Source organism: Paraburkholderia strydomiana (assembly GCF_046030495.1).
Classification (GTDB): Bacteria; Pseudomonadota; Gammaproteobacteria; order Burkholderiales; family Burkholderiaceae; genus Paraburkholderia; species Paraburkholderia strydomiana_A.
The window spans coordinates 204,839-230,824 of the sequence record NZ_JAQQCJ010000001.1; the positions used below are offsets into that span (position 1 = coordinate 204,839).

Annotated in this window: 24 protein-coding genes and 1 tRNA gene; 12 read left to right on the forward strand and 13 right to left on the reverse strand. The window is 64.6% G+C overall.

Features of this window, described 5'->3' with window-relative positions; translation table 11 throughout:
• Positions 1–21: 21 nt before the first annotated feature.
• From PQQ53_RS00965 to PQQ53_RS00995, 7 genes are all read left to right on the forward strand, one after another.
• Entirely contained in the window at positions 22–1,008 is a 987-nt protein-coding gene (locus PQQ53_RS00965; RefSeq protein WP_408149216.1) for a LacI family DNA-binding transcriptional regulator, read from the forward strand.
• Positions 1,005–2,315 carry an AGE family epimerase/isomerase gene (locus PQQ53_RS00970; RefSeq protein ID WP_408323102.1) on the forward strand — a complete coding sequence of 437 codons (1,311 nt, stop codon included), beginning with the start codon at positions 1,005–1,007 and terminating at the stop codon, positions 2,313–2,315. The genes PQQ53_RS00965 and PQQ53_RS00970 overlap by 4 nt, the downstream gene beginning before the upstream one ends.
• Positions 2,312–3,229, forward strand: a complete 918-nt coding sequence (locus PQQ53_RS00975) for a carbohydrate kinase family protein (protein ID WP_408323103.1) — start codon at positions 2,312–2,314, stop codon at positions 3,227–3,229. The genes PQQ53_RS00970 and PQQ53_RS00975 overlap by 4 nt, the downstream gene beginning before the upstream one ends.
• A 121-nt stretch (positions 3,230–3,350) precedes the next feature.
• A complete protein-coding gene (locus PQQ53_RS00980; protein WP_408149210.1) occupies positions 3,351–3,581 on the forward strand; it encodes a hypothetical protein in 231 nt (76 codons plus the stop codon).
• Positions 3,582–3,641: 60 nt separating this feature from the next.
• Entirely contained in the window at positions 3,642–3,887 is a 246-nt protein-coding gene (locus tag PQQ53_RS00985; protein ID WP_408323104.1) for a hypothetical protein, read from the forward strand.
• A 320-nt stretch (positions 3,888–4,207) separates the two neighbouring features.
• A complete protein-coding gene (locus PQQ53_RS00990) occupies positions 4,208–5,182 on the forward strand; it encodes an ion channel (RefSeq protein ID WP_408156590.1) in 975 nt (324 codons plus the stop codon).
• A 292-nt stretch (positions 5,183–5,474) separates the two neighbouring features.
• Positions 5,475–9,062, forward strand: a complete 3,588-nt coding sequence (locus PQQ53_RS00995) for an indolepyruvate ferredoxin oxidoreductase family protein (protein WP_408323105.1) — start codon at positions 5,475–5,477, stop codon at positions 9,060–9,062.
• A 126-nt stretch (positions 9,063–9,188) separates the two neighbouring features.
• On the opposite strand, the gene PQQ53_RS01000 is transcribed toward PQQ53_RS00995, so the two are convergent.
• Both PQQ53_RS01000 and PQQ53_RS01005 read right to left on the reverse strand, forming a co-directional pair.
• Complete coding sequence (locus PQQ53_RS01000) at positions 9,189–9,911, reverse strand: copper homeostasis protein CutC (protein ID WP_408156586.1); 723 nt, start codon at positions 9,909–9,911, stop codon at positions 9,189–9,191.
• Positions 9,912–9,946: 35 nt separating this feature from the next.
• Complete coding sequence (locus PQQ53_RS01005) at positions 9,947–11,224, reverse strand: sensor domain-containing phosphodiesterase (RefSeq protein WP_408323106.1); 1,278 nt, start codon at positions 11,222–11,224, stop codon at positions 9,947–9,949.
• Positions 11,225–11,814: 590 nt separating this feature from the next.
• On the opposite strand from PQQ53_RS01005, the gene PQQ53_RS01010 reads away from it, so the two are divergent.
• The gene (locus tag PQQ53_RS01010) at positions 11,815–13,470 is read left to right on the forward strand and encodes a Na+/H+ antiporter (protein WP_408323107.1); all 1,656 of its coding nucleotides are present in this window, start codon (positions 11,815–11,817) and stop codon (positions 13,468–13,470) included.
• Positions 13,471–13,607: 137 nt separating this feature from the next.
• Here the strand turns inward: PQQ53_RS01010 and PQQ53_RS01015 are convergent, their stop codons facing one another.
• The 5 genes from PQQ53_RS01015 to PQQ53_RS01035 all read right to left on the reverse strand — a co-directional run bounded on the left by PQQ53_RS01015 (position 13,608) and on the right by PQQ53_RS01035 (position 17,584).
• Positions 13,608–14,915: a solute carrier family 23 protein gene (locus tag PQQ53_RS01015; protein ID WP_408149199.1), complete on the reverse strand. Its 1,308-nt coding sequence runs from the start codon at positions 14,913–14,915 to the stop codon at positions 13,608–13,610.
• Positions 14,916–15,155: 240 nt separating this feature from the next.
• Complete coding sequence (locus PQQ53_RS01020; RefSeq protein ID WP_408149197.1) at positions 15,156–15,857, reverse strand: NAD(P)H-binding protein; 702 nt, start codon at positions 15,855–15,857, stop codon at positions 15,156–15,158.
• A 40-nt stretch (positions 15,858–15,897) separates the two neighbouring features.
• A complete protein-coding gene (locus PQQ53_RS01025; protein ID WP_408323108.1) occupies positions 15,898–16,038 on the reverse strand; it encodes a hypothetical protein in 141 nt (46 codons plus the stop codon).
• 42 nt (positions 16,039–16,080) lie between these two features.
• Positions 16,081–16,953: an oxidoreductase gene (locus PQQ53_RS01030; RefSeq protein WP_408323109.1), complete on the reverse strand. Its 873-nt coding sequence runs from the start codon at positions 16,951–16,953 to the stop codon at positions 16,081–16,083.
• 58 nt (positions 16,954–17,011) lie between these two features.
• Entirely contained in the window at positions 17,012–17,584 is a 573-nt protein-coding gene (locus PQQ53_RS01035; RefSeq protein ID WP_408149191.1) for a TetR/AcrR family transcriptional regulator, read from the reverse strand.
• Positions 17,585–18,038: 454 nt separating this feature from the next.
• Here PQQ53_RS01035 and PQQ53_RS01040 point away from each other — a divergent pair, with 454 nt between their 5' ends.
• Positions 18,039–19,634: a methyl-accepting chemotaxis protein gene (locus PQQ53_RS01040; RefSeq protein WP_408323110.1), complete on the forward strand. Its 1,596-nt coding sequence runs from the start codon at positions 18,039–18,041 to the stop codon at positions 19,632–19,634.
• A 95-nt stretch (positions 19,635–19,729) separates the two neighbouring features.
• On the opposite strand, the gene PQQ53_RS01045 is transcribed toward PQQ53_RS01040, so the two are convergent.
• The 5 genes from PQQ53_RS01045 to PQQ53_RS01065 form a co-directional block, all read right to left on the reverse strand.
• Positions 19,730–19,805 (reverse strand) — tRNA-Ala (locus PQQ53_RS01045).
• A 72-nt stretch (positions 19,806–19,877) separates the two neighbouring features.
• Complete coding sequence (locus PQQ53_RS01050) at positions 19,878–20,228, reverse strand: c-type cytochrome (protein ID WP_408139610.1); 351 nt, start codon at positions 20,226–20,228, stop codon at positions 19,878–19,880.
• Entirely contained in the window at positions 20,225–21,016 is a 792-nt protein-coding gene (locus PQQ53_RS01055) for a BON domain-containing protein (RefSeq protein ID WP_408323111.1), read from the reverse strand. The genes PQQ53_RS01050 and PQQ53_RS01055 overlap by 4 nt, the downstream gene beginning before the upstream one ends.
• A 26-nt stretch (positions 21,017–21,042) precedes the next feature.
• Complete coding sequence (locus PQQ53_RS01060) at positions 21,043–21,630, reverse strand: phosphoheptose isomerase (protein WP_408323112.1); 588 nt, start codon at positions 21,628–21,630, stop codon at positions 21,043–21,045.
• 217 nt (positions 21,631–21,847) lie between these two features.
• Entirely contained in the window at positions 21,848–22,237 is a 390-nt protein-coding gene (locus tag PQQ53_RS01065) for a YraN family protein (RefSeq protein ID WP_408139615.1), read from the reverse strand.
• A 205-nt stretch (positions 22,238–22,442) separates the two neighbouring features.
• Here PQQ53_RS01065 and rsmI point away from each other — a divergent pair, with 205 nt between their 5' ends.
• Complete coding sequence (rsmI, locus tag PQQ53_RS01070) at positions 22,443–23,321, forward strand: 16S rRNA (cytidine(1402)-2'-O)-methyltransferase (protein WP_408323113.1); 879 nt, start codon at positions 22,443–22,445, stop codon at positions 23,319–23,321.
• Between the two features lie 129 nt (positions 23,322–23,450).
• Here the strand turns inward: rsmI and PQQ53_RS01075 are convergent, their stop codons facing one another.
• The gene (locus tag PQQ53_RS01075; RefSeq protein WP_408139618.1) at positions 23,451–24,053 is read right to left on the reverse strand and encodes a septal ring lytic transglycosylase RlpA family protein; all 603 of its coding nucleotides are present in this window, start codon (positions 24,051–24,053) and stop codon (positions 23,451–23,453) included.
• Between the two features lie 634 nt (positions 24,054–24,687).
• Here PQQ53_RS01075 and PQQ53_RS01080 point away from each other — a divergent pair.
• Complete coding sequence (locus PQQ53_RS01080; protein WP_408323114.1) at positions 24,688–25,332, forward strand: MBL fold metallo-hydrolase; 645 nt, start codon at positions 24,688–24,690, stop codon at positions 25,330–25,332.
• Positions 25,329–25,958 (forward strand): 3'-5' exonuclease family protein, encoded by a 630-nt coding sequence (locus PQQ53_RS01085; protein ID WP_408139621.1) that lies wholly within the window; start codon positions 25,329–25,331, stop codon positions 25,956–25,958. The genes PQQ53_RS01080 and PQQ53_RS01085 overlap by 4 nt, the downstream gene beginning before the upstream one ends.
• Positions 25,959–25,986 lie beyond the last annotated feature (28 nt).

Genomic DNA, 25,986 nt, shown 5'->3' on the forward strand with positions numbered 1-25,986 from the left:
AGCCTGCGGCCGCTTCATTCGATGGCCACCACCATCCGCGACATCGCCCGCGTGGCGAGCGTGTCGATCGGCACCGTTTCGCGTGCCCTGAAGAACCAGCCGGGTCTGTCCGAGGCCACTCGCGAGCGCGTCGTCGCCGCGGCGCGGCAGCTCGGTTACGACGCCGCCCAGTTGCGGCCGCGCATTCGCCGCCTGACCTTCCTGCTGCACCGTCAGCACAACAACTTCGCCGTCAGTCCGTTCTTTTCGCATGTGCTGCACGGCGTGGAGGACGCCTGCCGCGAGCGCGGCATCGTCCCGTCCGTGCTGACCGCGGGTCCCACCGAAGACGTGATCCAGCAGATGCGTCTGCACGCGCCCGACGCCGTGGCCATTGCCGGCTTCGTCGAGCCGGAGACGCTGACCACGCTGGTGGCGATGCAACGCCCGCTCGTGCTGATCGATCTGTGGGCGCCCGGCCTGCGCTCAGTGAATCTCGACAACGCCGCAGGCGCCATGCTCGCGATGCGGCATCTGTTCGAACAGCAGCGCAAGCGCGTCGCGTTCATCGGCGGTTCGCTCGCGCACTTCAGCATCGCGCAGCGCGCGCTCGGCTACCGGCAGGCGTTTTTCGAAGCGGGCATGCTGTTCGACCCGTCGCTGGAAGTGACCATCGACGCCGGCGTCGATCCCGACAGCGGCGCCGCGCGCGCGATGCACCGGCTGCTCGACGCGCCCGGCCCGCACCCCGATGCCGTGTTTGCCTACAACGACGCCGCCGCGCTCGCCGCGCTGCGCGCGTGCCTCGCACGCGGCCTGCGCGTGCCCGAAGACATCGCGATCATCGGTTTCGACGACATTCCCGCCGCCGCCCATGCCACGCCGCCGCTGTCGACCATGTCGGTCGACAAGGAAGCGCTCGGCCGGTGCGGCGTCGAACTGCTGCTTGAAGACGCACCCGCCGAGCTGGAAGTCCGCTTGCCCGTTCAACTCATTGCCCGCGCCAGTACTCTGGTGAAAACGCCATGACGCAACCCGATCCGCTTCATCCCGCACTTCATCCCGCCAACGACACCGCCGTGCCGCCCGTCGACAGTTTCCGCAGCCGCGACTTCCTGCTCGCGCACGTAGAAGACACGCTGCGCTTTTACGCGCCGAACGTGCTCGATCCGAGCGGTGGCTTCTTCCACTTCTTCCGCGACGACGGTTCGGTCTACGACACAACCACGCGGCACCTCGTGAGCAGCTGCCGCTATGTCTTCAACTACGCGATGGCATATCGCCAGTTCGGCGACCCCAAGCATCTGGAATACGCGCGCCACGGCCTGCGGTTTCTGCGCGAAGCGCATTGGGACGCGCAGCACGAGGGCTACGATTGGGAGCTCGAATGGCACGACGGCAAGAAGCGCACGCTCGATGCGACGCGCCACTGCTACGGCCTCGCGTTCGTGCTGCTCGCGTATTCGCATGCGGCGATGGCCGGTATCGAAGAAGCGAAGCCGATGATCGGCGCGACCTTCGATTTGATGGAGCACCGCTTCTGGGACGCCGCCGCCGGTCTCTACGCGGATGAGGCATCGCCCGAATGGCGGGTCAGCTCGTATCGCGGGCAGAACGCCAACATGCACACCACCGAGGCGCTGCTGGCCGCGCATGAAGCGACCGGCCATCTCGTCTACCTGGATCGCGCCGAACGCGTCGCGTCGAATATCACGCTGCGGCAGGCGAAGCTGTCGCAGGGTCTCGTGTGGGAGCACTTTCACGCGGACTGGTCGGTCGACTGGCATTACAACGAGGAAGACAGTTCGAACATCTTCCGTCCGTGGGGCTTCCAGCCGGGGCATCAGACCGAATGGGCGAAGCTGCTGCTGATTCTCGAGCGCTTCCGGCCGTTGCCGTGGCTGCTGCCGCGCGCGATCGAACTGTTCGACGCCGCGATGACCCACGCGTGGGACGAGGACCACGGCGGCCTCTATTACGGCTTCGGCCCGGACGGCACCGTGTGCGACCACGACAAGTACTTCTGGGTCCAGGCCGAAACCTTCGCGACCGCCGCGCTGCTCGGCAAGCGCACCGGCAACGAACGCTTCTGGGACTGGTACGACGAGATCTGGCGCTATAGCTGGGCGCACTTCGTCGATCACAAATACGGCGCGTGGTATCGCATCCTCACCTGCGACAACCGCAAGTACAGCGACGAAAAAAGCCCGGCCGGCAAGACCGACTATCACACGATGGGCGCGTGCTACGAGGTGCTGGCTCACGCGCTGCCCGACGGCGGCGAGGCCACGGCCACCACGGCCGCCGCGTCCGATTCAGCGGAGAAGACAAAATGAGCAATCCGAACCCAGGCGCCGAATTCCCTCTCTTCGTGTCGGCCGGCGACATCCTCACCGATCTCGTGCGCACCGGCGCCTCGCAATGGCTGTCGCGTCCCGGCGGCGCCGGCTGGAACGTGGCGCGCTGCGTCGCGCGGCTCGGTTTGCCGACCGCGTGCGCCGGCTCGCTCGGGGTCGACAACTTCTCCGACGAGCTGTGGAACGCGAGCGTCGCCGCAGGTCTCGACATGCGCTTCATGCAGCGCGTGGAGCGGCCACCCTTGCTCGCGATCGTGCATCAGACCCATCCGCCCGCGTACTTCTTCATGGGTGAGAACGGCGCCGACCTCGCGTTCGATCCGGCGCATTTGCCGGCGGGCTGGATCGGCCAGGTGAAGTGGGCGCACTTCGGCTGCATCAGCCTCGTACGGCAACCGCTCGGCGACACGCTCGCCGCGTTGGCCGCCGAACTGCGTTCGCACGGCGTGAAGATCAGCTTCGATCCGAACTACCGCAATCTGATGGAGCACGGCTACGAGCCGACGCTGCGCAAAATGGCGGCGCTCGCCGATCTGATCAAGGTGTCCGACGAGGATCTGCGCCTGCTGTTCAAGACCGACGACGAAGCCGCCGCCCTCGCGCAGTTGCGCGCGATGAACCCGGCCGCCACCGTGATGGTGACGCGCGGACCGGAGTCGGCGATGGTGATCGACGGCGCGACGGTGACCGAGGCGCGCCCGCCGCGGGTCGAAGTGGCCGACACGGTGGGTGCGGGCGACGCGTCGATCGGCGGACTGCTGTTCAGCCTGATGACCGCTCCCCAGCGCGCGTGGCCCGAGCACCTGGCGTTCGCGCTGGCGGCCGGCGCGGCCGCTTGCCGGCATGCCGGCGCGCATGCGCCATCGCTGGATGAGGTCGTCGCACTGCTGTAATTTTCCTGCCTTGCGCGGCGTGCATTGTCACGGACAGGGCGCGCCGCGTGAGCACAGAACCGAAGCGCCGTCATCGTGCTACGATGAAAAATCCGAAACCTTTGGAAGAAGGAGCGACGCCATGGATGACATCACCTACACCAAGGGCATCTACACGGCGACGGCTTCGATAAGGGACATCGGCCAGGATACCTGGCAGGGCGTAGTGACGCTCGCGCGCGACGAAGGCGACGAGAGCGTCGATCAGGAAACCACGCTCTACGAAGTGGACGCGACGTCGTCGACGCCGGAGGAAGCCCTCGAGGAAGCCAAAGCGCTCGCTCACCGCATCCTCGGGGAAATCGAACTCTAGGCAGACCGGCGCCGCGTCTGTCGCGCGGCGCCACGCTGAATCAACCGGATGGAGGCGTTCATGGCTGAACAGCTCTTCCTCTACGGCGTGTACTCGATACACGTCCGCCCTCTCGAACTCAACGGCGCGCGCTGGGATGCGGAGTACGAAATCCGTCATCGCGAGAAAGCCGTCAAGGCGTGGACCACGGTCGGCGGCGACGACGGCTATGCCGATGAAGCCGAAGCGGTGGCGTCCGCGCACCAGCAGGCTGTCGACGATATCGAGCACGGTGCGGGTATTCCCAAGCCGCACGCTTTTCCGTAGCCTCGCGCCGAGCGGGGCGCGTTGGTTGTCTGGTTGATGGGACGAGTCGTTCGCCACCTGGTGTCGCGCGGATTGGCAACGCGTTGCGCGGTGTCCGCGCGAGTGTGCAGCCGAATGCGTTGCATCTACCTCACGCGTGCAGTGCAAGCCATACGGACACAAGCACGAACGTCGCTGCACGCCCCCCCCCGTGAGTACCGCTGCGTGCATCACCCGCGCACGAACACCCACAACATAGCCCCTCCTTCGTCGCCGCCTGATCCCTTCTCCCGCCGCGTCACCGTGCTACGCTTTGTCCGTTTTCATCCTACGAGCATGCGATGGCGACTGAATCGTCAGACCGTTTTTCCGGCATCGGCGAGCCCGAACCGAGCGCGCCAAAACGTCGTGCGCGCGGCAGCCGTGAACTCCGTCTGGACGATCGCGTGATCATCGCGCACGGCATGCCCACGCGGTTCTGGCAGGACCTCTATCACCGCGCGCTGGTGGTGCCCTGGCCGACGTTTTTCGTCTCGCTCGCGGTGCTGTTCATGTTGCTCAACATGACGTTCGCCGCGCTTTACATGCTTGGCCGCGCGCCGATCGCCAATCAGTATCCGGCGGGTTTCGGCGGCGCATTTTTCTTTAGCGTCGAAACGCTCGCGACGGTCGGCTACGGCGACATGCACCCGCAAACCGTCTACGCACACTGGATCGCGACGCTGGAAATCTTCGTCGGCATGTCCGGCATAGCGTTGGCGACGGGGCTGATCTTCGCGCGCTTTTCGCGTCCCCACGCGAAGATCATGTTCGCGCGCTACGCGGTCGTCCGTCCGCTCGACGGCCGCATGACGCTGATGGTGCGCGCCGCCAACGCGCGTCAGAACGTGATTGCCGAGGCCCGCGCGCGGCTGCGCATCATGCGCGAGGAAACCTCCGCCGAAGGATTCACGCTGCGCAAGCTCTACGACCTGACGCTGGTGCGCGATCAGCATCCGGTGTTCAAGCTGGGCTGGTCGGTGATGCATATCATCGACGAAAGCAGTCCGCTGTTCGGCGAAACCGCCGCGACGCTCGAAGCGAGCGACACGTCGCTGCTGCTCACGTTCGAAGGGGTCGACGAATCGACTTCGCAAACCATGCAGGCGCGCCACACGTGGCGTTGCGATCAGATCTACTGGCAGCATCGTTTCGTCGACATCATGAGCGAGAAGGACGGCGTGACCCATATCGACTATTCGCACTTCGATGAGATCGTGCCGCTCGATGCGGCGTCCATTGGCGCGAACGGCCCCGTCAAAGCCGCGGCTCGATAATTGGCTCGCTAATTGGCTCGATAAGCGTCGCAACAAGCGCGCATCCGGCAGCGCCGACAGCACCCGAAATGCACCAGGGCATACCCGAACCGCGCCGCCGCGTGGCAGATCCCTCTCAAAGACCCGCTAAAAAGCGCGGCTCGTCGCGCCTGCTTGCGGCTTAATCATCAAAGTAGAAAAAATTCTCTCTAATCGGCGCTAAAAAATAGAGTCTCTTCCGCAGCGTGCCTTTGTGGTCCCTACCCTCGCGCGCGGATGCAAAACAGCAATCACCTTGCATGGAGACTCACCCATGACCGCTCGTCTGCCCATCGACGGCACACCCGCTCTCGCCGACTACAAGCTGTCGGACAATCTCACCGCGACGCGCGGCCGAATCTTCCTCACCGGCACCCAGGCTTTAGTGCGCCTCGCATTGATGCAGCGCGCACTCGACAAGACCCGCGGCATGAACACCGCCGGTTTCATCAGCGGCTATCGCGGCTCGCCGCTCGGCATGGTCGACCAGCAGTTGTGGAAAGCGAACAAACTGCTCGCGGCAAGCGATATCCGCTTTCTGCCGGCGATCAACGAAGAACTCGGCGGCACGGCCGTGCTCGGCACGCAGCGGGTCGAAGCGGACCCCGAACGCACCGTCGAGGGCGTGTTCGCGATGTGGTACGGCAAGGGCCCCGGCGTCGACCGCGCGGGCGACGCGCTGAAGCACGGCAACGCGTACGGCTCGTCGCCGCACGGCGGCGTGCTGGTGGTGGCCGGCGACGACCACGGCTGCGTGTCGTCGTCGATGCCGCATCAGAGCGACTTCGCGATGATGGCGTGGCACATGCCGGTAGTGAATCCGTCGAACATCGCCGACATGCTCGAATTCGGCCTGTACGGCTGGGCGTTGTCGCGCTTCTCGGGCGCGTGGGTCGGCTACAAGGCGATTTCCGAAACGGTCGAATCGGGCTCGACGGTCGATCTCGATGCACTGCAAACCGACTGGGCCGTTCCACAGGACTTCACCGTTCCCGCCGGCGGCCTGCACAATCGCTGGCCCGATCTGCCGAGCCTCACGATCGAGTCGCGCATGCACGCGAAGCTCGACGCGGTGCGCCACTTCGCGCGCGTGAACAGCATCGACAAATGGATCGCGCCGAGCCCGCACGCGAACGTGGGCATCGTCACGTGCGGCAAGGCGCATCTGGATCTGATGGAAACGCTGCGCCGGCTCGATCTGACGGTCGCCGATCTGGAAGCGGCCGGCGTGCGGATCTACAAGGTCGGCCTGTCGTTCCCGCTGGAGATGACGCGCATCGACACGTTCGTAGCCGGCTTGTCGGAAGTGCTAGTGATCGAGGAGAAAGGCCCGGTCATCGAGCAGCAGATCAAGGACTACCTGTATAACCGCACGCAAGGCGCGCGGCCGGTCATCGTCGGCAAGCATGCCGAGGACGGCACCCTGCTGCTGTCGTCGCTCGGCGAATTGCGGCCGTCGCGCGTGCTGCCGGTGTTCGCGAACTGGCTCGCGAAGCACAAACCCGCGCTCGATCGCCGCGAACGCGTCGTCGATCTCGTCGCGCCGCAAATCCTCTCGAACGCAGCGGACAGCGTGAAACGCACGCCGTACTTCTGCTCGGGCTGCCCGCACAACACGTCGACCAAGGTGCCGGAAGGGTCGATCGCGCAAGCCGGTATCGGCTGCCACTTCATGGCCTCGTGGATGGAGCGCGATACCACCGGCCTGATCCAGATGGGCGGCGAAGGCGTCGACTGGGCCTCGCATTCGATGTTCACGAAAACGCGCCACGTGTTCCAGAATCTCGGCGACGGCACCTACTTCCATTCCGGCATTCTCGCGATTCGCCAGGCGGTCGCCGCGAAAACCACCATCACGTACAAGATTCTCTATAACGACGCGGTCGCGATGACGGGCGGTCAGCCGGTCGACGGCAGCATCTCGGTGCCGCAGATCGCGCGTCAGGTGGAAGCCGAAGGCGTGTCGCGTTTCGTCGTGGTCAGCGACGAGCCGGAAAAATACGACGGCCACCACGATCTGTTTCCAAAGGGCACGACGTTCCACCATCGCAGTGAAATGGACACCGTGCAGCGCGAGTTGCGCGACACGGACGGCGTCACCGTGCTGATCTACGACCAGACCTGCGCGGCGGAAAAACGGCGTCGCCGCAAGAAAGGCGAATTCCCCGATCCGGACAAGCGTCTGTTCATCAACGAGGAAGTCTGCGAAGGCTGCGGCGATTGTGGCGTGCAGTCGAATTGTTTATCGGTGGAACCGCTTGAAACGGCCTTGGGACGCAAGCGCCGCATCGATCAATCGTCGTGCAACAAGGACTATTCGTGCGTGAACGGCTTTTGCCCGAGCTTCGTCACGGTGGAAGGCGGCAAGCTGAAAAAAGCCGCGGGCGCCGCGTTCGATCCGCCGGCGCTGGCCGCTCGCGTCGACGCGCTGCCGATGCCCGCGACGCAGCTCGACGCCGCGCCGTACGACATTCTGGTGACGGGCGTCGGCGGCACGGGCGTGGTCACGGTCGGCGCGTTGATCAGCATGGCCGCGCATCTGGAAGGCAAGAGCGCTTCCGTGCTCGACTTCATGGGCTTCGCGCAGAAAGGCGGCTCGGTGCTGTCGTTCGTGCGCTTCGCCGCGCGCGACGAATGGCTCAACCAGGTCCGCATCGACACCCAACAGGCCGACGTGCTGCTCGCCTGCGACATGGTGGTCGGCGCGAGTGCCGATGCATTGCAAACGGTGCGTCATGGCCGCACGCGCATCGTCGTCAATACGCATGCGATTCCGAACGCGACCTTTGTGCAGAATCCGGACGCGACGCTGCACGCCGACGCGTTGATCGACAAGATGCGTCACGCGGCGGGCGCCGAGCGCATGTCGACGTGCGACGCCCAGGCGCTCGCCACGCGTTTTCTCGGCGACACGATCGGCGCGAACATCCTGATGCTTGGCTATGCCTGGCAACTGGGTCTGGTGCCGGTGTCGTTCGCCGCGATGATGCGTGCGATCGAATTGAACAACGTCGCGGTGACGATGAATCAACTGGCGTTTTCAATCGGCCGGCTGGCCGCCGCAGATCCGGCCGCGCTCGAATCGTTGTGGCAGACGCGGCACGCGGCGAAGCAGACCGTGCGCGTCGATACGCTCGACGAACTGATCGCGCATCGCGAGGGACGTCTGCAGACTTATGGCGGCGCGGCGTATGTGAAGCGTTATCGCACGCTGGTGGACGCGGCACGCCGCGCGGAGACCGCCGTCGATGCGACGAGCGAGCGCGTGACGCGTGCGGTCGCCACGACGTTCTATCGTCTGCTCGCGGTGAAAGACGAATACGAAGTCGCGCGTTTGCATACGGATGCCGCGTTCCGTGAAGCGCTCGAAGCGCAATTCGAAGGCGTGGCGGGCAAGGACTTCGGCATCAAGTTCAACCTCGCGCCGCCGACGCTCACGCGCGCGCAACCGGGTGTCAATCCGACCAAGAAAACCTTCGGTCAATGGATGTGGCCGGTGCTCGGCATGCTCGCCAAATGGCGCGGCCTGCGCGGCACGCCGCTCGATCCGTTCGGCCGCACGCTGGAGCGCAGGATGGAGCGCGAACTCGCGGGCGATTACGAAACCACGTTGCTGCGCGCGCTCACCAGGCTTGGCGCGAACAATCTGGAAGACGTCGCGAAGCTCGCCGATCTGCATGCGCGTGTGCGCGGCTATGGTCACGTGAAGCTGGCGAATCTGGCCGGCGTGAAGCGCGGCGAACGTGATCTGGCGGCACGCTTGCAGATCGATCCGGCGACGGGTGAAGCGGTGAAGAAGTCGCTGGAAGAGATGAAGGGCGCGGGACAGTTGCGCGGCATTCCGGTGGTGGTGACGAAGTAGTCGAAGTAGCCTTGCAATGGCGCTATACGCCGTCGTGCAATGTGAATGAGAAAAGCCGCTTCGAGTGCAATCTCGAAGCGGCTTTTCTTTGCCCTCTGAGGTGACGATGCCCTCGCGTCATCCACCTCACGCGGCGCTCGGACTCGCATCCAGCAATGCCCTGACTCGCGCGACTTTTTCCGCAGCGACCGGTGCGAGGCCGTTGCCGCCCACGCGCACGCCTGATCCGAAATGCACCGCTTCAACTTGCGTTGCGCTCACGAATCCGGCAACCGCATCGACCGTCAAACCCGCACCGGCCAGCACCGTGCACGGCGAGCCGGAAGCTTGCCGCACCATCTCGCGAATCGTTGCTTGCGCGTGCAGCACCGACGGCTTGCCGCCCGACGTCAGCACGTTCGTCACCGTGTCGAAACCGAGCAGCACGTCGAGCGCTTCGCGCAGATCGCGGCTTTCGTCAAACGCGCGATGAAAGGTGATGGCCATGCCATCGGCCGCATCGATCGTACGCGCGAGTCCCTCGCGGTCGATCGTGCCGTCAGCGTTCAGCATGCCGATCACAATGCCGTTGGCGCCCGCCGCCTTGACCGCGCGCACGTCGCGCAGCATCACCGCGTAGTCGTCGGCGTCGTACACGAACGAGCGGCTATGCGGCCGCACGATCACGTTCACCGGCACGGCGGCCGCAGGAATCGCGACTGCCGCGACCACTGCTTCGATCAGGCCGACGCTCGGCGTCAGGCCGCCCTCGCCCATCGCGGTGACGAGTTCGAGACGATCGGCGCCCGCTTGCGCCGCGACGCGCGCATCGGCAACGGTGGTGGCAATGACTTCGAGCAGAACGGACATGAGCGCAGCCAGGTGTCGTTAAAAACGACATCATCTCAGAAGCGCTCTTCGTCCACCCAGTCGATGTCGCCGCACAGCACGCAGGTCTGGTCTCCGACACGGGTTGCCACCGACAGCGTCACGCACGGCAACGCCTCGTTGATCGACAGATACGGGCGCGTCACATGCACGCGTTCCGGCGCATTGATCGCATCGCGGAAATACGGGCGACGCAGCCAGTTCGCCCCTTGCGCGTCGGCCAGCGGCAAAAAGCGCGTTTCATGCGCCGCGCGATCGGCGCGCAGCACAACGTTGCGGCCCGCCTGCCGGCCTTTCGCGTCGAGCAGGAAACAGCGTGCGGCGTGGTCGAGCGCAAGGAAATTCCAGCACACTTCCTCGAGCGGTTCACCGGCGGCAAGCCGCTCCGCCGCGCGCTCGAAGGCGCGCAAATACGGCGCGAGCCGGCTCGCGTTGCGGCGCTCGCGTGCTTCTGCCTGATCGCGATAACGCTCGGTCAGCTCACCAATGCAGGCGACCGCGTGCACCGGATCGACCGCGCCGGGATTTGGCCGGCCGAAGAAAAAGCCCTGCACGAAGTCGGCATTGCAAGCGAGCGCCATCTGCGCTTCATGCTCCGTTTCCACGCCTTCGATCAGCACGAGCTTGCCCGCTTCGTGCAGCAAGGCGACGAGCCCCGGCAAAATCGTCGCCATATCGGCGCGATGCGCAGCGTGCGACAGCATGATGCGGTCGAGCTTCACGATGTCGGGATTCAACTGCCAGATCCGTTCGACGTTCGAGTGGCCCGCGCCGAAGTCGTCGAGCGCGATCAGGAAGCCGCGCTCACGGAACTGGCGCACCGCCTCGGCGAGCCGCTCCAGGTCTTCGGCGCTCTGTTCGAGCACTTCGAGCACGATGCGCCGCGGCGGCAGGTCGAGCCGTTTCAGACTGGCGAGCAACGCCGCGGAATGATACGGATCGGTGAGCGCGCCCGGATGCACGTTCAGGAACAGCCACTCGCGCTCGGCGCCGAGTACCTTGAAGTTTTCCAGATGCAGCGTCTGGGCGAGCCGATCCACTTGCATCACGTCGCCGAGGCGCGCGGCTTCACCGAACACGTCGAGTGGCGACACGGCGCGGTCGAGCGCGTCGTGCGCGCGCAGCAGCCCTTCGTAGCCGACCGCCCGCATATGCGACAGGCTGAAGATCGGCTGAAACACACTGGTGAGCGTCAGCTCGCCGTGCTGTACGGAATAACGTTGGAGGCCCGACGCTACCTCGACGTCGAAACCATGCGGCACGCTCGCCGTCCTATCCTGTTGCGCAATCGTCATGCAGTCCTCTCACGCAATAGCCGGCCCGGTCCGAACTCGGAAACAAATACCTCGGCGCCGCTTTTCAAATGTGCGTCATCGCTACTGCTTAAGCAAGCTCCATGCGCACGCTGGCGCACATTCGGTTGAAATTTGTTCGAAAGATTGCACCGGTGCAAGGGTTCATGCGCCGGACGTGGGCGTGAGGCGCACCGTTGAGGTGCGTGGCGAGGTGAGTGGGTTGCGCGGGGCGGTTGCTGCAGTGGGGGCTGGGTTTGCCGCCGCGTTTGTTGCTGCGTTTGTTGCTGCGCTTGTTGCCGCATTTGTTGCCGCGTTTGTTGCCATGTTTTCTACCGCGTTTGCCGCTGCCGTTACCACCGAGCTTGCCGCTGCGCGGGCCGCATTTCCCCCGTGCTTGCCACCGTGTGTGCCGCCATGTTCACCGCCCTGCTCGCTCGCCGCCGCGCCGCCTTCACGCCGCGCTCGTAATGACCCAAGGCGTCATCGGGCTACACTTTGGCTCTGCGTGTCGTGAACGCTGCGCGGAGCCCGCGTCGAGCGGCCGCGTCGAAGTCTCCAGGAAACCCCGTTATATCCGCACCCACAGACCGATGGAAATAGTCTTCACCGTATTGATTCTCCTGCTTGCCGTCGCGGCTTCCGGCGTCCTCACCCGCACGCTGCCGTTCAAGCTGCCGCTGCCGCTCGTGCAGATCGCCATCGGCGCGCTGCTCGCCTGGCCGAAACTCGGATTGCACGTCACCTTCAATCCGGAAATCTTCATGGTGCTGTTCATTCCGCCGCTGCTGTTCGCGGACGGCTGGCGCATTCCCAAGCGCGAGTTCTTCATGGCGCGCCGCGCGATCCTGATGCTCGCGCTCGGCCTCGTATTCATGACGGTGCTGGCAGTCGGCTACTTCGTGCATGCGCTGGTGCCGGAGATCTCGCTGCCGGTCGCGTTCGCGCTCGCCGCCGTGCTGTCGCCGACCGATGCGGTGGCGCTCTCCGGCATCGTCGGCAAGGACAAGATTCCTGGCCGGCTGATGCATATTCTCGAGGGTGAGGCGTTGATGAACGACGCCTCGGGCCTGGTCGCGCTGAAGTTCGCGATTGCCGCGGCGCTGACCGGCGTGTTCTCGCTGCGCGAAGCGTCGCTCAGTTTCGTGATCATCGCGGTGGGTGGTCTCGCGGTCGGCGCGGCGGTGAGCGCACTGTTCAGCTTCGTGTCGACGCGCTTTCTGAACCTCAGCGAAGATGGCGACCCCGCGCCCGGCGTCGTGATGACGCTGCTGATTCCGTTCGCCGCTTATCTGACCGCCGAGCGTTTCGAGTGGTCGGGCATTCTCGCCGCCGTCTCGGCCGGCATGATGATGAATTACGCGGCCGTGGCGAACGCGGGCTCGGTGGCGTCGCGCATCCGCGCCGCGAGCACGTGGACGATGATCGAGTTCGTCTTCAACGGCATGGTGTTCATCCTGCTGGGGCTGCAGTTTCCGCACATTCTCGGCCGGGCCCTGCTCGACGCCCACGAGACCAGCGACGCGCAGGTCGGTCTGCTGATCGGCTACATCGCGGCGGTCGCGGCCGCGCTGTATGCGATGCGCTTCGTGTGGGTGTGGTTTCTGCGCTGGTTCGCGAGCCGCGGCGCGGCGAAGCAAGGCGTGACGAACGCGGTGCCGGGCTTACGCATGGTCTCGGTGACGACGGTGGCCGGCGTGCGCGGCGCGGTGACGCTGGCGGGCGTGCTGTCGCTGCCGGTGTCGCTGCCGGATGGCTCGCCGCTGCCGGGCCGCGATCTGGCGGTTTTCATCGCGTCGGGTGTGATCCTGCTGTCGCTGCTGGTGGCAGTGGGCGCGCTGCCGGTGCTGTTGCGCGGCTGGCGGCGAGGCAAGGACCCGCATGCCGCCGAGGAAGCACTCGCCCGCACGATGGCCGCGCAAGCCGCGATTCGCGCGGTCGACGAGATGCACGACAAGGAGTGCGCGGATCTGGATGAATCGGAATCGGCGTATGCGGCGGACGTGACCGCGCGGGTGATGGATCTGTACCGGCGCCGCCTCGCCACGCTCGACGACGAGCAGGAGCGACGCGAACTGGCACGCCGCGCCGATGCGCTTGAGTTCAGAATGAAGCTGGCGGCCATGCGCGCCGAGCGCAAGGCATTGCTCGCGTTGCGCGAGACTCAGGAGATCAACGACGAGACGTGGAACAAGCTGATGCGCGAGGTGGATTTGTCGGAGACGGCGCTGACGGCGCGGAGAAAATAGAGCGAGTTTTGCGGCAGGCGAGGCCCCGGCTTTTCCCGGTCATGAGATGACACATGAAGCCGGCGCCGCTGGCCACCTGGCGCTAAGCGACGCAGGTCGCCTCGCTGCGTCAGCCAGCGCCTATCGACGAATGAAAATCAGGCCACCGGCCCTTGCGTCGGCTTCCTGCGCAGCAACGCGTACAGAATGATCGCGCCGAACGTCGCGGTGCCGATCCCGCCCAAGCCAAAACCGCCGAGCTTCAGCGAGAAGTCCCCCGCGCCGAGCACGAGCGTCACCGCGGCGACGATCAGGTTGCGGTTATCGGAGAAGTCCACCTTGTTGACGACCCAGATGCGCGCGCCGGTCACGGCGATCAGCCCGAACACGACGATCGACACGCCGCCCAGCACCGGTCCCGGAATGGTCTGGATCACCGCGCCGAACTTCGGCGAGAAGCCCAGCACCAGCGCGATCACCGCGGCGATCACGAACACCAGCGTCGAGTAGATCTTGGTCACGGCCATCACGCCGATATTTTCCGCGTAGGTCGTCACGCCGGTGCCGCCCGCAAAACCGGACACGATGGTCGCGAGCCCGTCGCCGAGAAACGCGCGGCCGATGTAGCGGTCGAGGTTCTGGCCGGTCATCGCGCTCACCGCCTTGATGTGGCCGAGATTCTCCGCGACGAGGATCACCGCGATCGGCGCGAGCAGGGCCATCGCGTGCGGATCGAAGACCGGCGCCGTGAAGTGCGGCATGCCGAACCACGCAGCGTTCGCGACGACTGAGAAATCGATCGGCTTAGCCATGCCGAGGCCGTTCGTGACGATCGCGTAAATGACGTACGCCATCAGCAGGCCAATCAGAATCAGCAAGCGCTGCAGCATGCCGCGCGCGAACACCGCGACTGCGCCCACGCACAGCACCGTGACGAGCGCCATCCACGAATCGAAGTTGCTGCCGCTCACGCCGCGCACCGCGATCGGCGCGAGGTTCAGACCGATCACGCAGACGATCGCGCCCGTCACGACCGGCGGCATCAGCGTCTCGATCCAGCGGGTGCCGACCGCCGACACGATCAGACCGATGATCGCGTACACCACGCCGCACGCGATGATCCCACCCAACGCCACTGGAATGTTCAGATTCGGACCATGCCCGCCGTACCCCGTCACCGCGATCACGAGACCGATGAATGCGAAGCTCGAACCGAGATAGCTCGGCACGCGCCCGCCCACCAGCACGAAGAACAGCAACGTGCCGATGCCTGACATGAAGATGCAGAGGTTCGGATCGAAGCCCATCAGCAACGGGGCCAGCACGGTCGACCCGAACATCGCGACGACGTGCTGAATGCCCATCGCGAACATTTGCGGCCAGGCGAGGCGCTCGTCGGTACCGACGACGCTGCCCTCGGCCGCAGCGGACTGGCGGCGCCAGCGGGGGAAATAGGAATCGGCCATGGCGGGGGTTCTCCTCTGTTCGGCGTGACGGGGATGGGTGCCGGACGGCGCGTGGTCGGGCGTGGTCCGGGAATTACGCGCGAGTGTACGGAGTGCTATTGGGCCTGGCAAGCGTGGCGAGAAGCTTGCGCGGATGGGGTTGGCGGAGCGAAGAAAGTCTGGGGATGGCGTGTGCCGTGGTGTTGCATGAGCATGCAACACCGCGCGGAGTCAGCTTTGCCCGCAGCTACCGATGATGCATCAACCCGCGCGCAAATCGAGCGCGGGCGCGGATGCCCCGCGACTAAGCGCGCGAATGTCCGCGGTTTCGAGCACCGCTTTAGGCGCGCCATTGCGTGCGACCGCCAGCATCGCGAGCCCGATGTCCTCGGTGCTCAGCACCAGGTTGGGCAACAACGCGCGGAGCGTCGGCAGGAACGGCTTCGCCAGCGCGTAAAACAACCGGTATGAACGCGTCTTCGAACGCGCGCCGTTCAGCGGTTGAATCACGCCGGGACGAAACAGATACACGGCCTTGAACGGCAGCCGTTGCAACGCGTTCTCCGTGCGTCCCTTCACTCGCGCCCACATGCTGCGGCCGTGTTCGGTGCTGTCGGTGCTCGCGCCGGACACGTAGACGAAGGTCATCTGCGGATTGAGCCGGGCGAGCGTTTGCGCGGCCGCCATCGTGAGATCGTAGGTGAGCCGCGTGTAGTCCGCCTCCCGCATCCCCGCCGAGGAAACACCGAGGCAGAAGAAGCACGCGTCGAACCCCGTGAGCGACGCGTCCATCGCGCGATAGTCCATCATGTCCGGCTGAATCACTTCGACGAGGCGTGGATCGAGTTGGCCGCTACGCGTGCGTCCCACGGTCTGCACCACCTCGACGTCCGGCGCGCGCAGACATTCGCGCAATACGCCCTGCCCGACCATGCCGGTCGCGCCAAAAATAAGAACCTTCATGATGCGTGCTCCAGAGTCGCGCCGGTCCAGCGCGTGTTGGTCAATGCTTCCGATCTGTCCCACAGGCGCACGGCAATGCCAGCGCCAGCGCCGTTTCCAGAGCCAGCCCGCCGGTCGCGCCGGTGATCACCGCCCGCCGGCCGTTCTGGGGCGGAATGTCCGCCGTGGTCCAGCTCGTCATCTCGTTCGTCCTCGGGTTGCGTTGGGGCCGGCGGGCTCAGGCTTACGCCGATGCCTTGCCGGGAAAAACCGGCAGCGGCGCCGGCGCGGAGAAATCCGTCGCCGCGCTGACCGCGCGCCACGCGTCGGCACTCGCGGCGCGCGCCTTGTCGCTCTCACCGCAGAAATGCAATGCGTCGCTGCCGAGCAAGAGATGCGCCGGCAACGCGTCGTGGTATGCGAGCTTCAGCACGACTTGTGCGACCTTAGCCGGATCGCCGGTTTCGTGGCCCACGTACTGCTGCAACATCTTCGTCACCGCGCCGACCGACGGCACATAGTCCGGCAATAATTCCGGCGTCGCGCCGGCCGCCTCGGTGCCCCATTCCGTTTTCATGCCGCCCGGCTCCAGTGCGGTGACATGGACGCCGAACGGCGCGAGCTCCTGGCCGATCACTTCAGTGAAGCCCCCGACCGCCCACTTCGCGGCCTGGTACGCGCTCAGCCCCGCAATCCCCACGCGCCCGCCCACCGACGAAATCTGGATGATATGGCCGGCCCGCTGCTGCCGCAGAACCGGCAACGCCGCTCGCGTTACGTTCACGACGCCGTAGAAATTGGTGTCGATCTGCGCGCGGAAGTCGTCGTCGGTGGTTTGCTCGAACGGCGCGAGGTGACCGAAGCCCGCGTTGTTGACCACCACGTCCAACCGGCCGAATGTGTCGACCGCCATCTGCACGGCGTGACGCGCAGCCTGCGGATCGGTGACGTCGAGCGCGAGCGCGCAAACCCGCTCGCCATAGCGCGCCGACAGATCCGCCAGCCGACGCGGATCACGCGCCGTCGCGACGACCCGCTCACCTGCCTGCAAAGCGGCTTCGACAATTTCGCGCCCGAGTCCGCGGGCGCTACCGGTAACCAACCAGACCTTGGCCATACTGTACTCCTTTCCATTTATTGAGTAAGTAATCACTCATTAACTGCTCAAAAAAACTTCAGTGCCGAACGATCGCGTTCCAGAACGCGTCGAAGCCAGCCTCCCGATAGCGCTCGGCGTCAGCCGGCTCCCGTGCGATGAAGTCCATCGTCGTTTCCGCCAATGCGCTCATGATCGCCGACACGAAAGCCGGGGGATGATCCCGCAACGCGCCGCTCGCGACGCTCGTCTGAATCATGTCGTGGATATCGGCGAACGACTGCATGCCGGTGGCCCGCGTATGGTCGGTGAGGCGCTCCGACACGCTCAACTGCGCCATCGCACGACGTTTTTGCGGCTGCGCCACGCCCCAATCGACGAACTGGTTCCATACATAGTGCGCACGTTCCCGCACGCTCGCATGCCTGGGATAGCGGCTCATCATCACGTCGCGCAGTTCGGCCTTGATGTCCAGATACAGCGCGTTTAGCAGGTCGTCCTTGTTGGCGAAGTAAGTGAACAGCGTGCCTTCGGCCACCCCCGCCAGCTTCGCGATACGCGCGGTGGGCGCGCCCAGCCCCTGTTCGGCGATCACCTCGGCGGCGGCCGCAAGGATGGCGTTGCGTTTGTCTTCGCTTTTCGGACGGGCCATGCTGGGTTTGCCTCAATTGACGGCATTAAATGAGTGATTGCTCAATCATAACGATGAACGCCGTGCCGGCCAAGCTTTTTTCGGATTTCCGCGTAAGACTCATAGTCTGGCTACTGCGGTCGCCATGAAATGACATTCGACAACCCGATGTTTTCATCACGCGCCTAAGTACGCGAAAAGTAGCAAAAATTCCTTTTTCTTCGGTGATCGCGTGCAAGGTTATGAGCAAATACCCGACTCCCTTCAGTCGGGCTTCATTCGGTCCGATATCCAGTAGATGGGGTACCCATTTGGCTGATGTCAATGCGCTGCGGTTAATGGTGCGCGTGGCAATCAGTCTTGGGATCGACGCGCAAGGCCGCCATGGGGTTCGACGGCCAGATAGACGTTCCCTACCCGGACCTGAGAGTCCATGCGAACGCTTTCACGTTTCGTTACTGGAGAAAATAAAATCGTGACACTTAAGCACCTCACCATCAAAAACAAGCTGATCGCCGGGTTCGGTATGCTGTCACTCATCGTCGTCGTGGTGTGCGGCCTATCCCTGAAGGCGTTGAGCGATTCGACCGAAGGCTTTTCGAGCTTCGTGCGCGGCATCAACGCACGCGCGAAGATGGCGATGCAGGTGCGAACTGCCGTCGACCGCCGCGCAATCGCGGCGCGCAATCTGGTGCTCGTGACCAAACCTCAGGATATCGACATCGAGAAAGCCGACGTGATGCGTGCGCACGAAGACGTGCAAGCCAATCTGAAAAAACTCAACGAGATGATTGCGACCGCGACCGACACGTCGGACAAAGCGCGCAGCCTCGTCGCCGGGATCAATCGCGTGGAGGCTGCGTACGGGCCGGTGGCAACCGACATCGTCAATCTCGCGCTCAACAACAAGCGCGACGACGCGATCGTCAAGATGGACGAGCAGTGCCGGCCGCTGCTTGCCGCGCTGGTCCGCGCGACCGACGCATACGCCGACTACACGCACGGCCGACAGGAACAGTTGATCAACAACTACGCGACGCACTTCCAGACCCAGCGCAATCTGCTGATTGCGATCAGCCTGGCTGCGGTCGCACTCGCGATCGGCGCATGCGTGCTGATCACGCGCGCGGTGACCGGGCCGCTGCGCGTCGCGATCGATGTCGCGCGCACCGTGGCACAAGGCGATCTACGCACGCGCATCGTCGTCGACGGCAGGGACGAGACCAGCAAACTGCTCGGCGCCTTGCGTGAGATGAACGAACGGTTGACGGCGATTGTTGGACGCGTGCGCGACAGTAGTGCCAGCATCGCGGGCGCGGCACGCCAGATCGCGGCGGGCAACATGGACCTGAGTCAGCGTACCGAGCAGCAAGCCGCGTCGCTGCAGGAAACGGCGTCGAGCATGGAGCAGCTCACGTCCACCGTGAAACAGAACGCCGACAATGCGCAGCAAGGCAGCGCGCTTGCTGCGAATGCTTCGTCGGTGGCGCAGAAAGGCAGCGCGGTGGTCGGCCAGGTGGTCAACACGATGCAGGACATCAGCGATAGCTCGACGAAGATCGCGGACATCACGGGGATCATCGAAGGCATTGCGTTCCAGACGAACATTCTGGCGTTGAACGCGGCGGTCGAAGCCGCGCGCGCGGGCGAACAGGGACGCGGCTTCGCGGTGGTCGCGAGCGAAGTCAGAAGCCTGGCTCAGCGATCGTCGAGCGCGGCGAAGGAGATCAAGGATCTGATCGCCAACTCTGTCGGCAAGATTCGCGACGGGTCGACGCTGGCCGGTGAAGCGGGCAAGACGATGAGCGAGGTCACGCACGCCGTCGCACGGGTAACGGACATCATGTCGGAGATCGCGGCAGCGTCGAGCGAACAAAGCCGTGGGATCGAGCAGGTGAACCTGGCGATTACGCAGATGGACAATGTTACGCAGCAGAATGCTGCGCTGGTTGAGGAGGCGGCGGCGGCTTCGAGGTCGATGGAGGATCAGGGGCAGCAGTTGAATGAGGCGGTGGCGTTTTTTCGGGTTTCGGGTGGGGGGGTGGGGATGGGGTTATTGCAGAGGACGTAGGCTGGATGCTTGGGGGCTAGATTTAGCTTTGCGAGCTTGGGGTAGAGACGCAAAAACCGGCTAAAAGCCGGTTTTTGCGTTTGAACAAATCTTATTGGTGGAGAGGAGGAGGATCGAACTCCCGACCTTCGCATTGCGAACGCGACGCTCTCCCAGCTGAGCTACCCCCCCAACGTGCGAACAATTCTAGCACAGCCATTTTCTCTTTTGCCAAGCCCCAACGCCTGGCAAACACCCTCCGGATCACTTCTCTGGCGCCCCTGCCAACACCCAATCCACCACCGCACGAATATCCGCATCGCTCATCGATTGATGTGCCGGCATCGGAATCATGCCCCACACGCCGGAGCCGCCCTCCTTCACCTTGCGAGCCAATTTCACCTGCGCCTGCGCATCGCCCTTGTATTTCGCGGCGATCTGCTGAAACGACGGACCGACCAATTTGCGGTCCACCGCGTGACATCCCATACAGGCATTCGCAGTGGCGACCGTCCTCCCGCGCTGCGCATCGGGAGCAGCACATGCCGCCGTCGCAACGAGACCCGCCACCGCGCCGACCATCAACGCGGCGGCGACAACAACACCACGTCTCATGGCGCAGCCTTCGGATTACCCGGACGCACCGAGTTCGAATTGCTGACCGGCGCAGGCGCCTGCTGCTCCAACGGCCGCGCACTCACCGACGAATCAGGAATCGCGCCGACCGTCGGCTCGCCCGCATCCGGCTGCAAAGCGGCAACCGGTGCCGTGGCTGCCGCAGTGGCCGCCGCCGCGGCTTCCTGCGGCTGAATGTACTGGAACACCTTCACGACCTGGACGACACCCGGCACGCGGCTCGCGACGTCGGCGCCGCGATTGCCTTCATCCATCGTGACGAGCCCCATCAAATACACGGAGCCCCGCTCGGCCACCACCTTGAAGTTGTTCGCCGAAATATTCTTCTCGGCGATCAGCGCGGTCTTCACACGCGTTTCAAGATACGTGTCGTTGGTACGCGAGGAGAACGAGCTGGCCGGCATGATCGCCAGTTCGTTGACGATCGTATTGACGTTGTTCAAGCCGCGCACGATGCTCTCGGCGCGCTGCTTCGACGCGTCGCCCGCGACCTCGCCCGTCAGCAGCACACGGCGGTTGAACACCGCCACGTTGACATGCGCGCTATCAGGCAAATTCTGGCTGATCTGCGACATCGCCTTCACTTGCAACTCGCGATCTTCGGTCTGCGCGCCGAGCGTGCGCCGGTCGGTCGCCACCAGCGCGCCGCCGCCCGCCGCGCCGGCGACGGCAAGAAAGCAGCCCTGCAACGTTGCCGACAGCCCCGCCGCAAACCCAACCACCAGCACGGTTCTCACCAGTGTCTTCTTGATGCGGAATACGCTCATCAACTAGCTCTCCTTCGGAATCAGTCTCAGTCTTCGCCCAGCAACATGGCATCGATGCCGTCGCATAGACAATGGATGGTCAGCAAGTGCACTTCCTGAACGCGCGCGGTCCGGTCGGACGGCACGCATACATGAATGTCCGTATCGCTCAAAACTTCCTGGATGCGCCCGCCGCCCTTGCCGGTCAGCGCGACCACGATCATTTCGCGCTCGTGCGCGGCTTCGATCGCGGCAAGCACGTTCGCGGAGTTGCCCGAGGTGGTGATCGCAAGCAGCACGTCGCCCGGTTGGCCGAGCGCCCAGACCTGCTTCGAGTAAATCTGTTCGAACGAATAGTCGTTGGCGATGGCGGTCAGCACGGACGTGTCGGTGCTCAGCGCGATTGCCGGCAAGCCGGGCCGCTCGCGCTCGAACCGGCCGATCAGCTCTGCTGCGAAATGCTGCGCGTCGGCCGCCGAGCCGCCGTTGCCGCATGCAAGAATGCGATTGCCGTTGGCTAGCGCGGCGAACATCGTGTCGATCGCAGCGGCGATCGGCATCGACAGGGTTTCGAGGGCTTCGAGTTTGACTGCCGCGCTGTCGCGGAAGTGTTGTTGAATGCGTTCGACTGACATCGAGTCTCTATCTTCTACCGCGAATGGACCGCACTGCGCGGCCGTGTTGTGAAGTCGTATTGAGAAGTCGCGTTATGCCGATGAACCTCGCCGGCAACGCAGTGCCCGAGCGCAAAAAGCATTGCGTAATGCGCTGTTACTGTGTTGTCGGCGTTGCCTCACGGCCCGCACGCGAGCGCAAGTTTATCGCACTCACACGCGTTCTCCGCGCAAGGCGTCAGACTTCGTCGGCGCGAAACGCGTCGCGCAGCCAGACAAGCCGGCCGCTGTCGAAAGCAATCACGTCGAAACGGCAGGCTGGCTGATCTCGCGAACCGTCACTGCGGGTCGCCAGGTAGTGCTGCGCCGCGCGCACGATGCGCTGCTTCTTGCGCCAGCCGATGCTAGCCGCCGCGCCGCCGTAGCAACGCTGCGAACGCGCGCGGACTTCGACGAACACCAGCACGCCGTCGCGATCGCGCATCACGAGATCGATCTCGCCGCTCCGGCACGACACGTTGTGTGCGACGAGCCGCAAGCGCTGGCGTTGCAGGAATTCTCGCGCACGCACCTCGAAAGCCGCACCGACGAGCTTGGACCCGCTGGGTTTGGAAAAGTTGTAGGGCATGGGCGCTGCGTGGGATGTCGTTGTCGGCGTGACAGTAGTCACCGCGGTCGCCGACGCTTCGGTCCTCCGCGCCTTCGCCCCTGTCGGCGCACTCGTCCGCTCCCTCGAAGTCCGACCGTCGTGCCGATCGCCCTCCCCGCCTAACCCGCGCACCCCCACGTGGCACAATGGCGGCCTCATTCCGTCTGTTTGCGTCTTCTGCCTCATGACTCCTCTCTCCGAACTCGCGCAAGGGCAGCAGTACCCTGCCGCTGCGCTGTATGTGGTGGCCACGCCGATCGGCAACATCGCCGACGTCACCCTGCGCGCGTTGCATGTGCTCGGACTGGTGGACCGCATCGCTGCCGAAGACACCCGCAACACAGGCCAGTTGCTCGCGCGCTACGGCATCTCGAAGCCGCTCGTCGCCGTGCATCAGCACAACGAGCGGGCCGCGGCGCTGCGTCTGATCGAGCATCTGCAAGCGGGCGAACGCGTGGCCTACGTGTCCGACGCAGGAACGCCCGGCATTTCGGACCCCGGCGCAAAACTCGTCGATGCGGTCCGTGACGCCGGCTTTCCGGTCATCCCCCTGCCCGGCGCAAGCGCGCTCGCGACCGCGCTGAGCGCAGCCGGCGACTGGGTCGCGACGTTCTCGTTCCTCGGCTTCCTGCCGCCGAAAGCAAAAGCCCGCGCCGCGACATTGCAGACGCTCGCGCAACATTCGCACGCGATGGTGTTCTACGAAGCGCCGCACCGGATTATCGAAACGGTGCAGGCGCTGGCCGACGCGTTCGGCGGCGAGCGCAAGCTGCTGATCGCGCGGGAACTGACGAAGTTACATGAAGCGCTGCATCGCGGCACCCTGGCCGAAGGGCCAACGTGGCTCGCCGCCGACCCGAATCGGCAACGCGGTGAATTTGTACTGGTGGTGGAGGGCGCATCGCCGGAAGCCGCGGGCGAACACGATCACGACGCCTTGCTGCGCATCCTGCTGGAAGAGTTGACGGTGAGCAGCGCGGCGAAGGTGGCGGCGGCCATCACCGGCGCGTCGCGCAACGCGCTGTACGCGCGCGCGTTGGCCCTGAAGGCGGACGGAGAGTAAAACGAACGGACAAAACTAAAGGGCCGCGCAGTTCTGAACCGCGCGGCCCTTCGTTTTTCTGCGGAGACAGCCACTGCGTGCGTGGCCGCCGTGCTGCGCGACGCTGTAGGCGCGCCAGACGCAGCTACATCATTTCTCGGCGTTCGAACCCGAGGTCGACGCCAGCGTTTCGTTGAGTTCGGCGCGCGCTTCCTGCTGCGTCAAACCTTCGATCCGCACGCTCGCCGTCCCGGCGTGACGCATGTCGAGCGCAGCGGCGGCGGCGGCCGACAGGTCGATCACGCGGCCACGCGCGTACGGACCCCGGTCGTTGATACGCACGATGACCGACCGCGAGGTGGCCGGATTGGTCACGCGCACATACGAGCCGAGCGGCAGCGTACGATGCGCGGCCGTCAGCGCGTGCATGTCGTAACGTTCGCCGTTAGCGGTACGGCGGCCATGGAAGAAACGACCGTACCATGAAGCGCGACCCGTCTGATGGAAGTCAGACACGTCCGCGCCGTCGTCCGTCAGTGGCTTTGCGTCGGCCAACGGCGTGCCTTGGGCAGCCGGGCCAGAGGCCGGCGCGCTACCGTAGGATTGCGGTCCGAAGGTGCTCGATTGCGCATGTTTCGTGCTGCGCGGCACGTCGTTTGCGGACGTGTCGGTGGCGCCTGGCGGCGTGGCACAGCCGGCCAGCACAAAAAAGGCAAAAAGAGTCCCCAGACTGCGGGTCAACCGAGTTTTCATAAGACGTATCAAATTGTCGAGCCGCATCACGCGAAAAGTTATGCGTGTTGCCTGCGACTCCGGCGGCAAAGGACGACAACGCGCCGCGCAGACGAGCGCAGTACGTCAAAGCCCGGATGCGGCTCATTCAGCCGCTACCGCACGGTTAATTTTCACGTCTGGCGCAACCTGTCCCCGGCAGCCTGACCAGACCCCACATGCCGCCATCGAACGTGGCAAACACGTTCTTGCGCGCGCAACTCAGCGCACAGGAACGGCGGCGTAGGCCCCACCCAGCGTCACGGCAATTAAGTCCGTTGCAGGCGCGTGGCGCCTGGCTGGGCAAGACGTGTGCATCGAACGCATCGATACTTGATGGCCGTCGACAAACGCGACAGCCCATACTTGAATGGCGATCCGCGTGTCCATTTTTGATGGGGACGCATCGCCGTGTGACAACACAGTGACCTGTGCATGGGGTCCATTATACCCAAAACAAAATTTTGAGATGCCAAGCACATGAAAAGCTTGATGAATTCTCACATTTGCCGCAAAAATGAGCAGACAAAAGCCCCGCCCCGGCGGGCTTCAACGGCTCGGCGAGCACGAGCGAGACGCCGGTACAATCAACGTTTTTCCAGCGGCGCCGTCCCCCATGAAAGTCACCTTGATCCCCGTCACGCCGTTCCAGCAGAACAGCTCGCTGCTCGTTTGCGAGGCGACCGGACGCGCGGCCGTCGTCGATCCGGGCGGCGACCTCGACGTCATCCAGGGCGAGATCGCGCGGCAGAACGTGACGGTCGAGAAAGTCTTCCTGACCCACGGCCACATCGATCATTGCGCCGGCGCGAAGACGCTCGCCACGCACTATGGGGTGCCGATCGAAGGCCCGCATCCCGACGAGCGCTTCTGGCTCGACAAGCTGCCGGATCAAAGCACGCGCTTCGGCTTCCCCGCCGCCGATGCATTCGAACCGGACCGCTGGCTGCACGACGGCGACACCGTGCAGTTCGGCGACGAGACCCTCGAGGTCTATCACTGCCCGGGGCACACGCCCGGCCACGTGGTGTTCTTCAGCCGCGCGCACCGGCTCGCGCTGGTGGGCGACGTGCTGTTCGCCGGCTCGATCGGCCGCACGGATTTTCCGCGCGGCAATCATGCGGACCTGGTGCGCTCGATCCGCGAAAAACTCTGGCCGCTCGGCGACGACGTCACCTTCGTGCCGGGCCACGGTCCCACCTCCACATTCGGCGCGGAACGGCGCACCAATCCGTATGTTGCCGACGGGGTGCAGGCATGAGCAGCGAAATCTACGTCAGCACCGATGTCGAAGCGGACGGCCCGATCCCCGGTCCGCATTCGATGCTCAGTTTCGCGTCAGCCGCGTACACGGAAGACAAGCAGCTGATCGCCACCTTCTCGGCGAATCTCGAATTGCTCGAAGGCGCCGCGCCGCATCCTGTTCAGGAAGCGTGGTGGAAGACCCAGCCCGACGCATGGGCGGCCTGCCGCAAGGATTTGCAAACGCCCGAGGCCGCGCTGACGGCCTACGTCGACTGGGTGGAGGCGTTGCCGGGCAAGCCGGTATTCGTGGCGATGCCCGCCGGCTTCGATTTCACCTACATGTTCTGGTACATGATGCGGTTCGTCGGCCGCTGCCCGTTTTCGTGGTCCGCACTCGACATCAAGACGCTCGCCTTCGCGATGACCGGCCTGCCGTACCGCAAGAACATCAAGCCGCGCTTCCCGAAACACTGGTTCGACGAGCATCCGCATACCCACGTCGCGCTGGACGACGCAATCGAACAGGGCGCGCTTTTCTGCAACATGCTGAAAGACCTGCGCGCGAGTCAGGCCGCCTTGCTCGGGGCGGCTAAAGATGGGGACGGCTCAGGACAAAACGCCGCTGAGGAACCGGCAAATTAGGCGATCTCCCTCGCCGAAGCCGTTTTAC

Excerpts from the sequence above, each read along its gene's own strand:
- PQQ53_RS01060 (WP_408323112.1), bottom strand. The coding sequence starts at position 21,630 with ATGTCAGTCGAACGCATTCAACAACACTTCCGCGACAGCGCGGCAGTC.
- PQQ53_RS01025 (WP_408323108.1), bottom strand. The coding sequence starts at position 16,038 with ATGACGAGCTGGACCACGGCGGACATTCCGCCCCAGAACGGCCGGCGG.
- PQQ53_RS00990 (WP_408156590.1), top strand. The coding sequence starts at position 4,208 with ATGGCGACTGAATCGTCAGACCGTTTTTCCGGCATCGGCGAGCCCGAA.
- PQQ53_RS01050 (WP_408139610.1), bottom strand. The coding sequence starts at position 20,228 with ATGAGACGTGGTGTTGTTGTCGCCGCCGCGTTGATGGTCGGCGCGGTG.
- PQQ53_RS01030 (WP_408323109.1), bottom strand. The coding sequence starts at position 16,953 with ATGGCCAAGGTCTGGTTGGTTACCGGTAGCGCCCGCGGACTCGGGCGC.
- PQQ53_RS01085 (WP_408139621.1), top strand. The coding sequence starts at position 25,329 with ATGAGCAGCGAAATCTACGTCAGCACCGATGTCGAAGCGGACGGCCCG.
- PQQ53_RS01035 (WP_408149191.1), bottom strand. The coding sequence starts at position 17,584 with ATGGCCCGTCCGAAAAGCGAAGACAAACGCAACGCCATCCTTGCGGCC.
- PQQ53_RS01080 (WP_408323114.1), top strand. The coding sequence starts at position 24,688 with ATGAAAGTCACCTTGATCCCCGTCACGCCGTTCCAGCAGAACAGCTCG.
- PQQ53_RS01020 (WP_408149197.1), bottom strand. The coding sequence starts at position 15,857 with ATGAAGGTTCTTATTTTTGGCGCGACCGGCATGGTCGGGCAGGGCGTA.
- PQQ53_RS01000 (WP_408156586.1), bottom strand. The coding sequence starts at position 9,911 with ATGTCCGTTCTGCTCGAAGTCATTGCCACCACCGTTGCCGATGCGCGC.
- PQQ53_RS01015 (WP_408149199.1), bottom strand. The coding sequence starts at position 14,915 with ATGGCCGATTCCTATTTCCCCCGCTGGCGCCGCCAGTCCGCTGCGGCC.
- PQQ53_RS00985 (WP_408323104.1), top strand. The coding sequence starts at position 3,642 with ATGGCTGAACAGCTCTTCCTCTACGGCGTGTACTCGATACACGTCCGC.
- PQQ53_RS00975 (WP_408323103.1), top strand. The coding sequence starts at position 2,312 with ATGAGCAATCCGAACCCAGGCGCCGAATTCCCTCTCTTCGTGTCGGCC.
- PQQ53_RS00970 (WP_408323102.1), top strand. The coding sequence starts at position 1,005 with ATGACGCAACCCGATCCGCTTCATCCCGCACTTCATCCCGCCAACGAC.
- PQQ53_RS00980 (WP_408149210.1), top strand. The coding sequence starts at position 3,351 with ATGGATGACATCACCTACACCAAGGGCATCTACACGGCGACGGCTTCG.
- PQQ53_RS01010 (WP_408323107.1), top strand. The coding sequence starts at position 11,815 with ATGGAAATAGTCTTCACCGTATTGATTCTCCTGCTTGCCGTCGCGGCT.
- rsmI (WP_408323113.1), top strand. The coding sequence starts at position 22,443 with ATGACTCCTCTCTCCGAACTCGCGCAAGGGCAGCAGTACCCTGCCGCT.
- PQQ53_RS01005 (WP_408323106.1), bottom strand. The coding sequence starts at position 11,224 with ATGACGATTGCGCAACAGGATAGGACGGCGAGCGTGCCGCATGGTTTC.
- PQQ53_RS01055 (WP_408323111.1), bottom strand. The coding sequence starts at position 21,016 with ATGAGCGTATTCCGCATCAAGAAGACACTGGTGAGAACCGTGCTGGTG.
- PQQ53_RS00965 (WP_408149216.1), top strand. The coding sequence starts at position 22 with ATGGCCACCACCATCCGCGACATCGCCCGCGTGGCGAGCGTGTCGATC.
- PQQ53_RS01065 (WP_408139615.1), bottom strand. The coding sequence starts at position 22,237 with ATGCCCTACAACTTTTCCAAACCCAGCGGGTCCAAGCTCGTCGGTGCG.
- PQQ53_RS00995 (WP_408323105.1), top strand. The coding sequence starts at position 5,475 with ATGACCGCTCGTCTGCCCATCGACGGCACACCCGCTCTCGCCGACTAC.
- PQQ53_RS01075 (WP_408139618.1), bottom strand. The coding sequence starts at position 24,053 with ATGAAAACTCGGTTGACCCGCAGTCTGGGGACTCTTTTTGCCTTTTTT.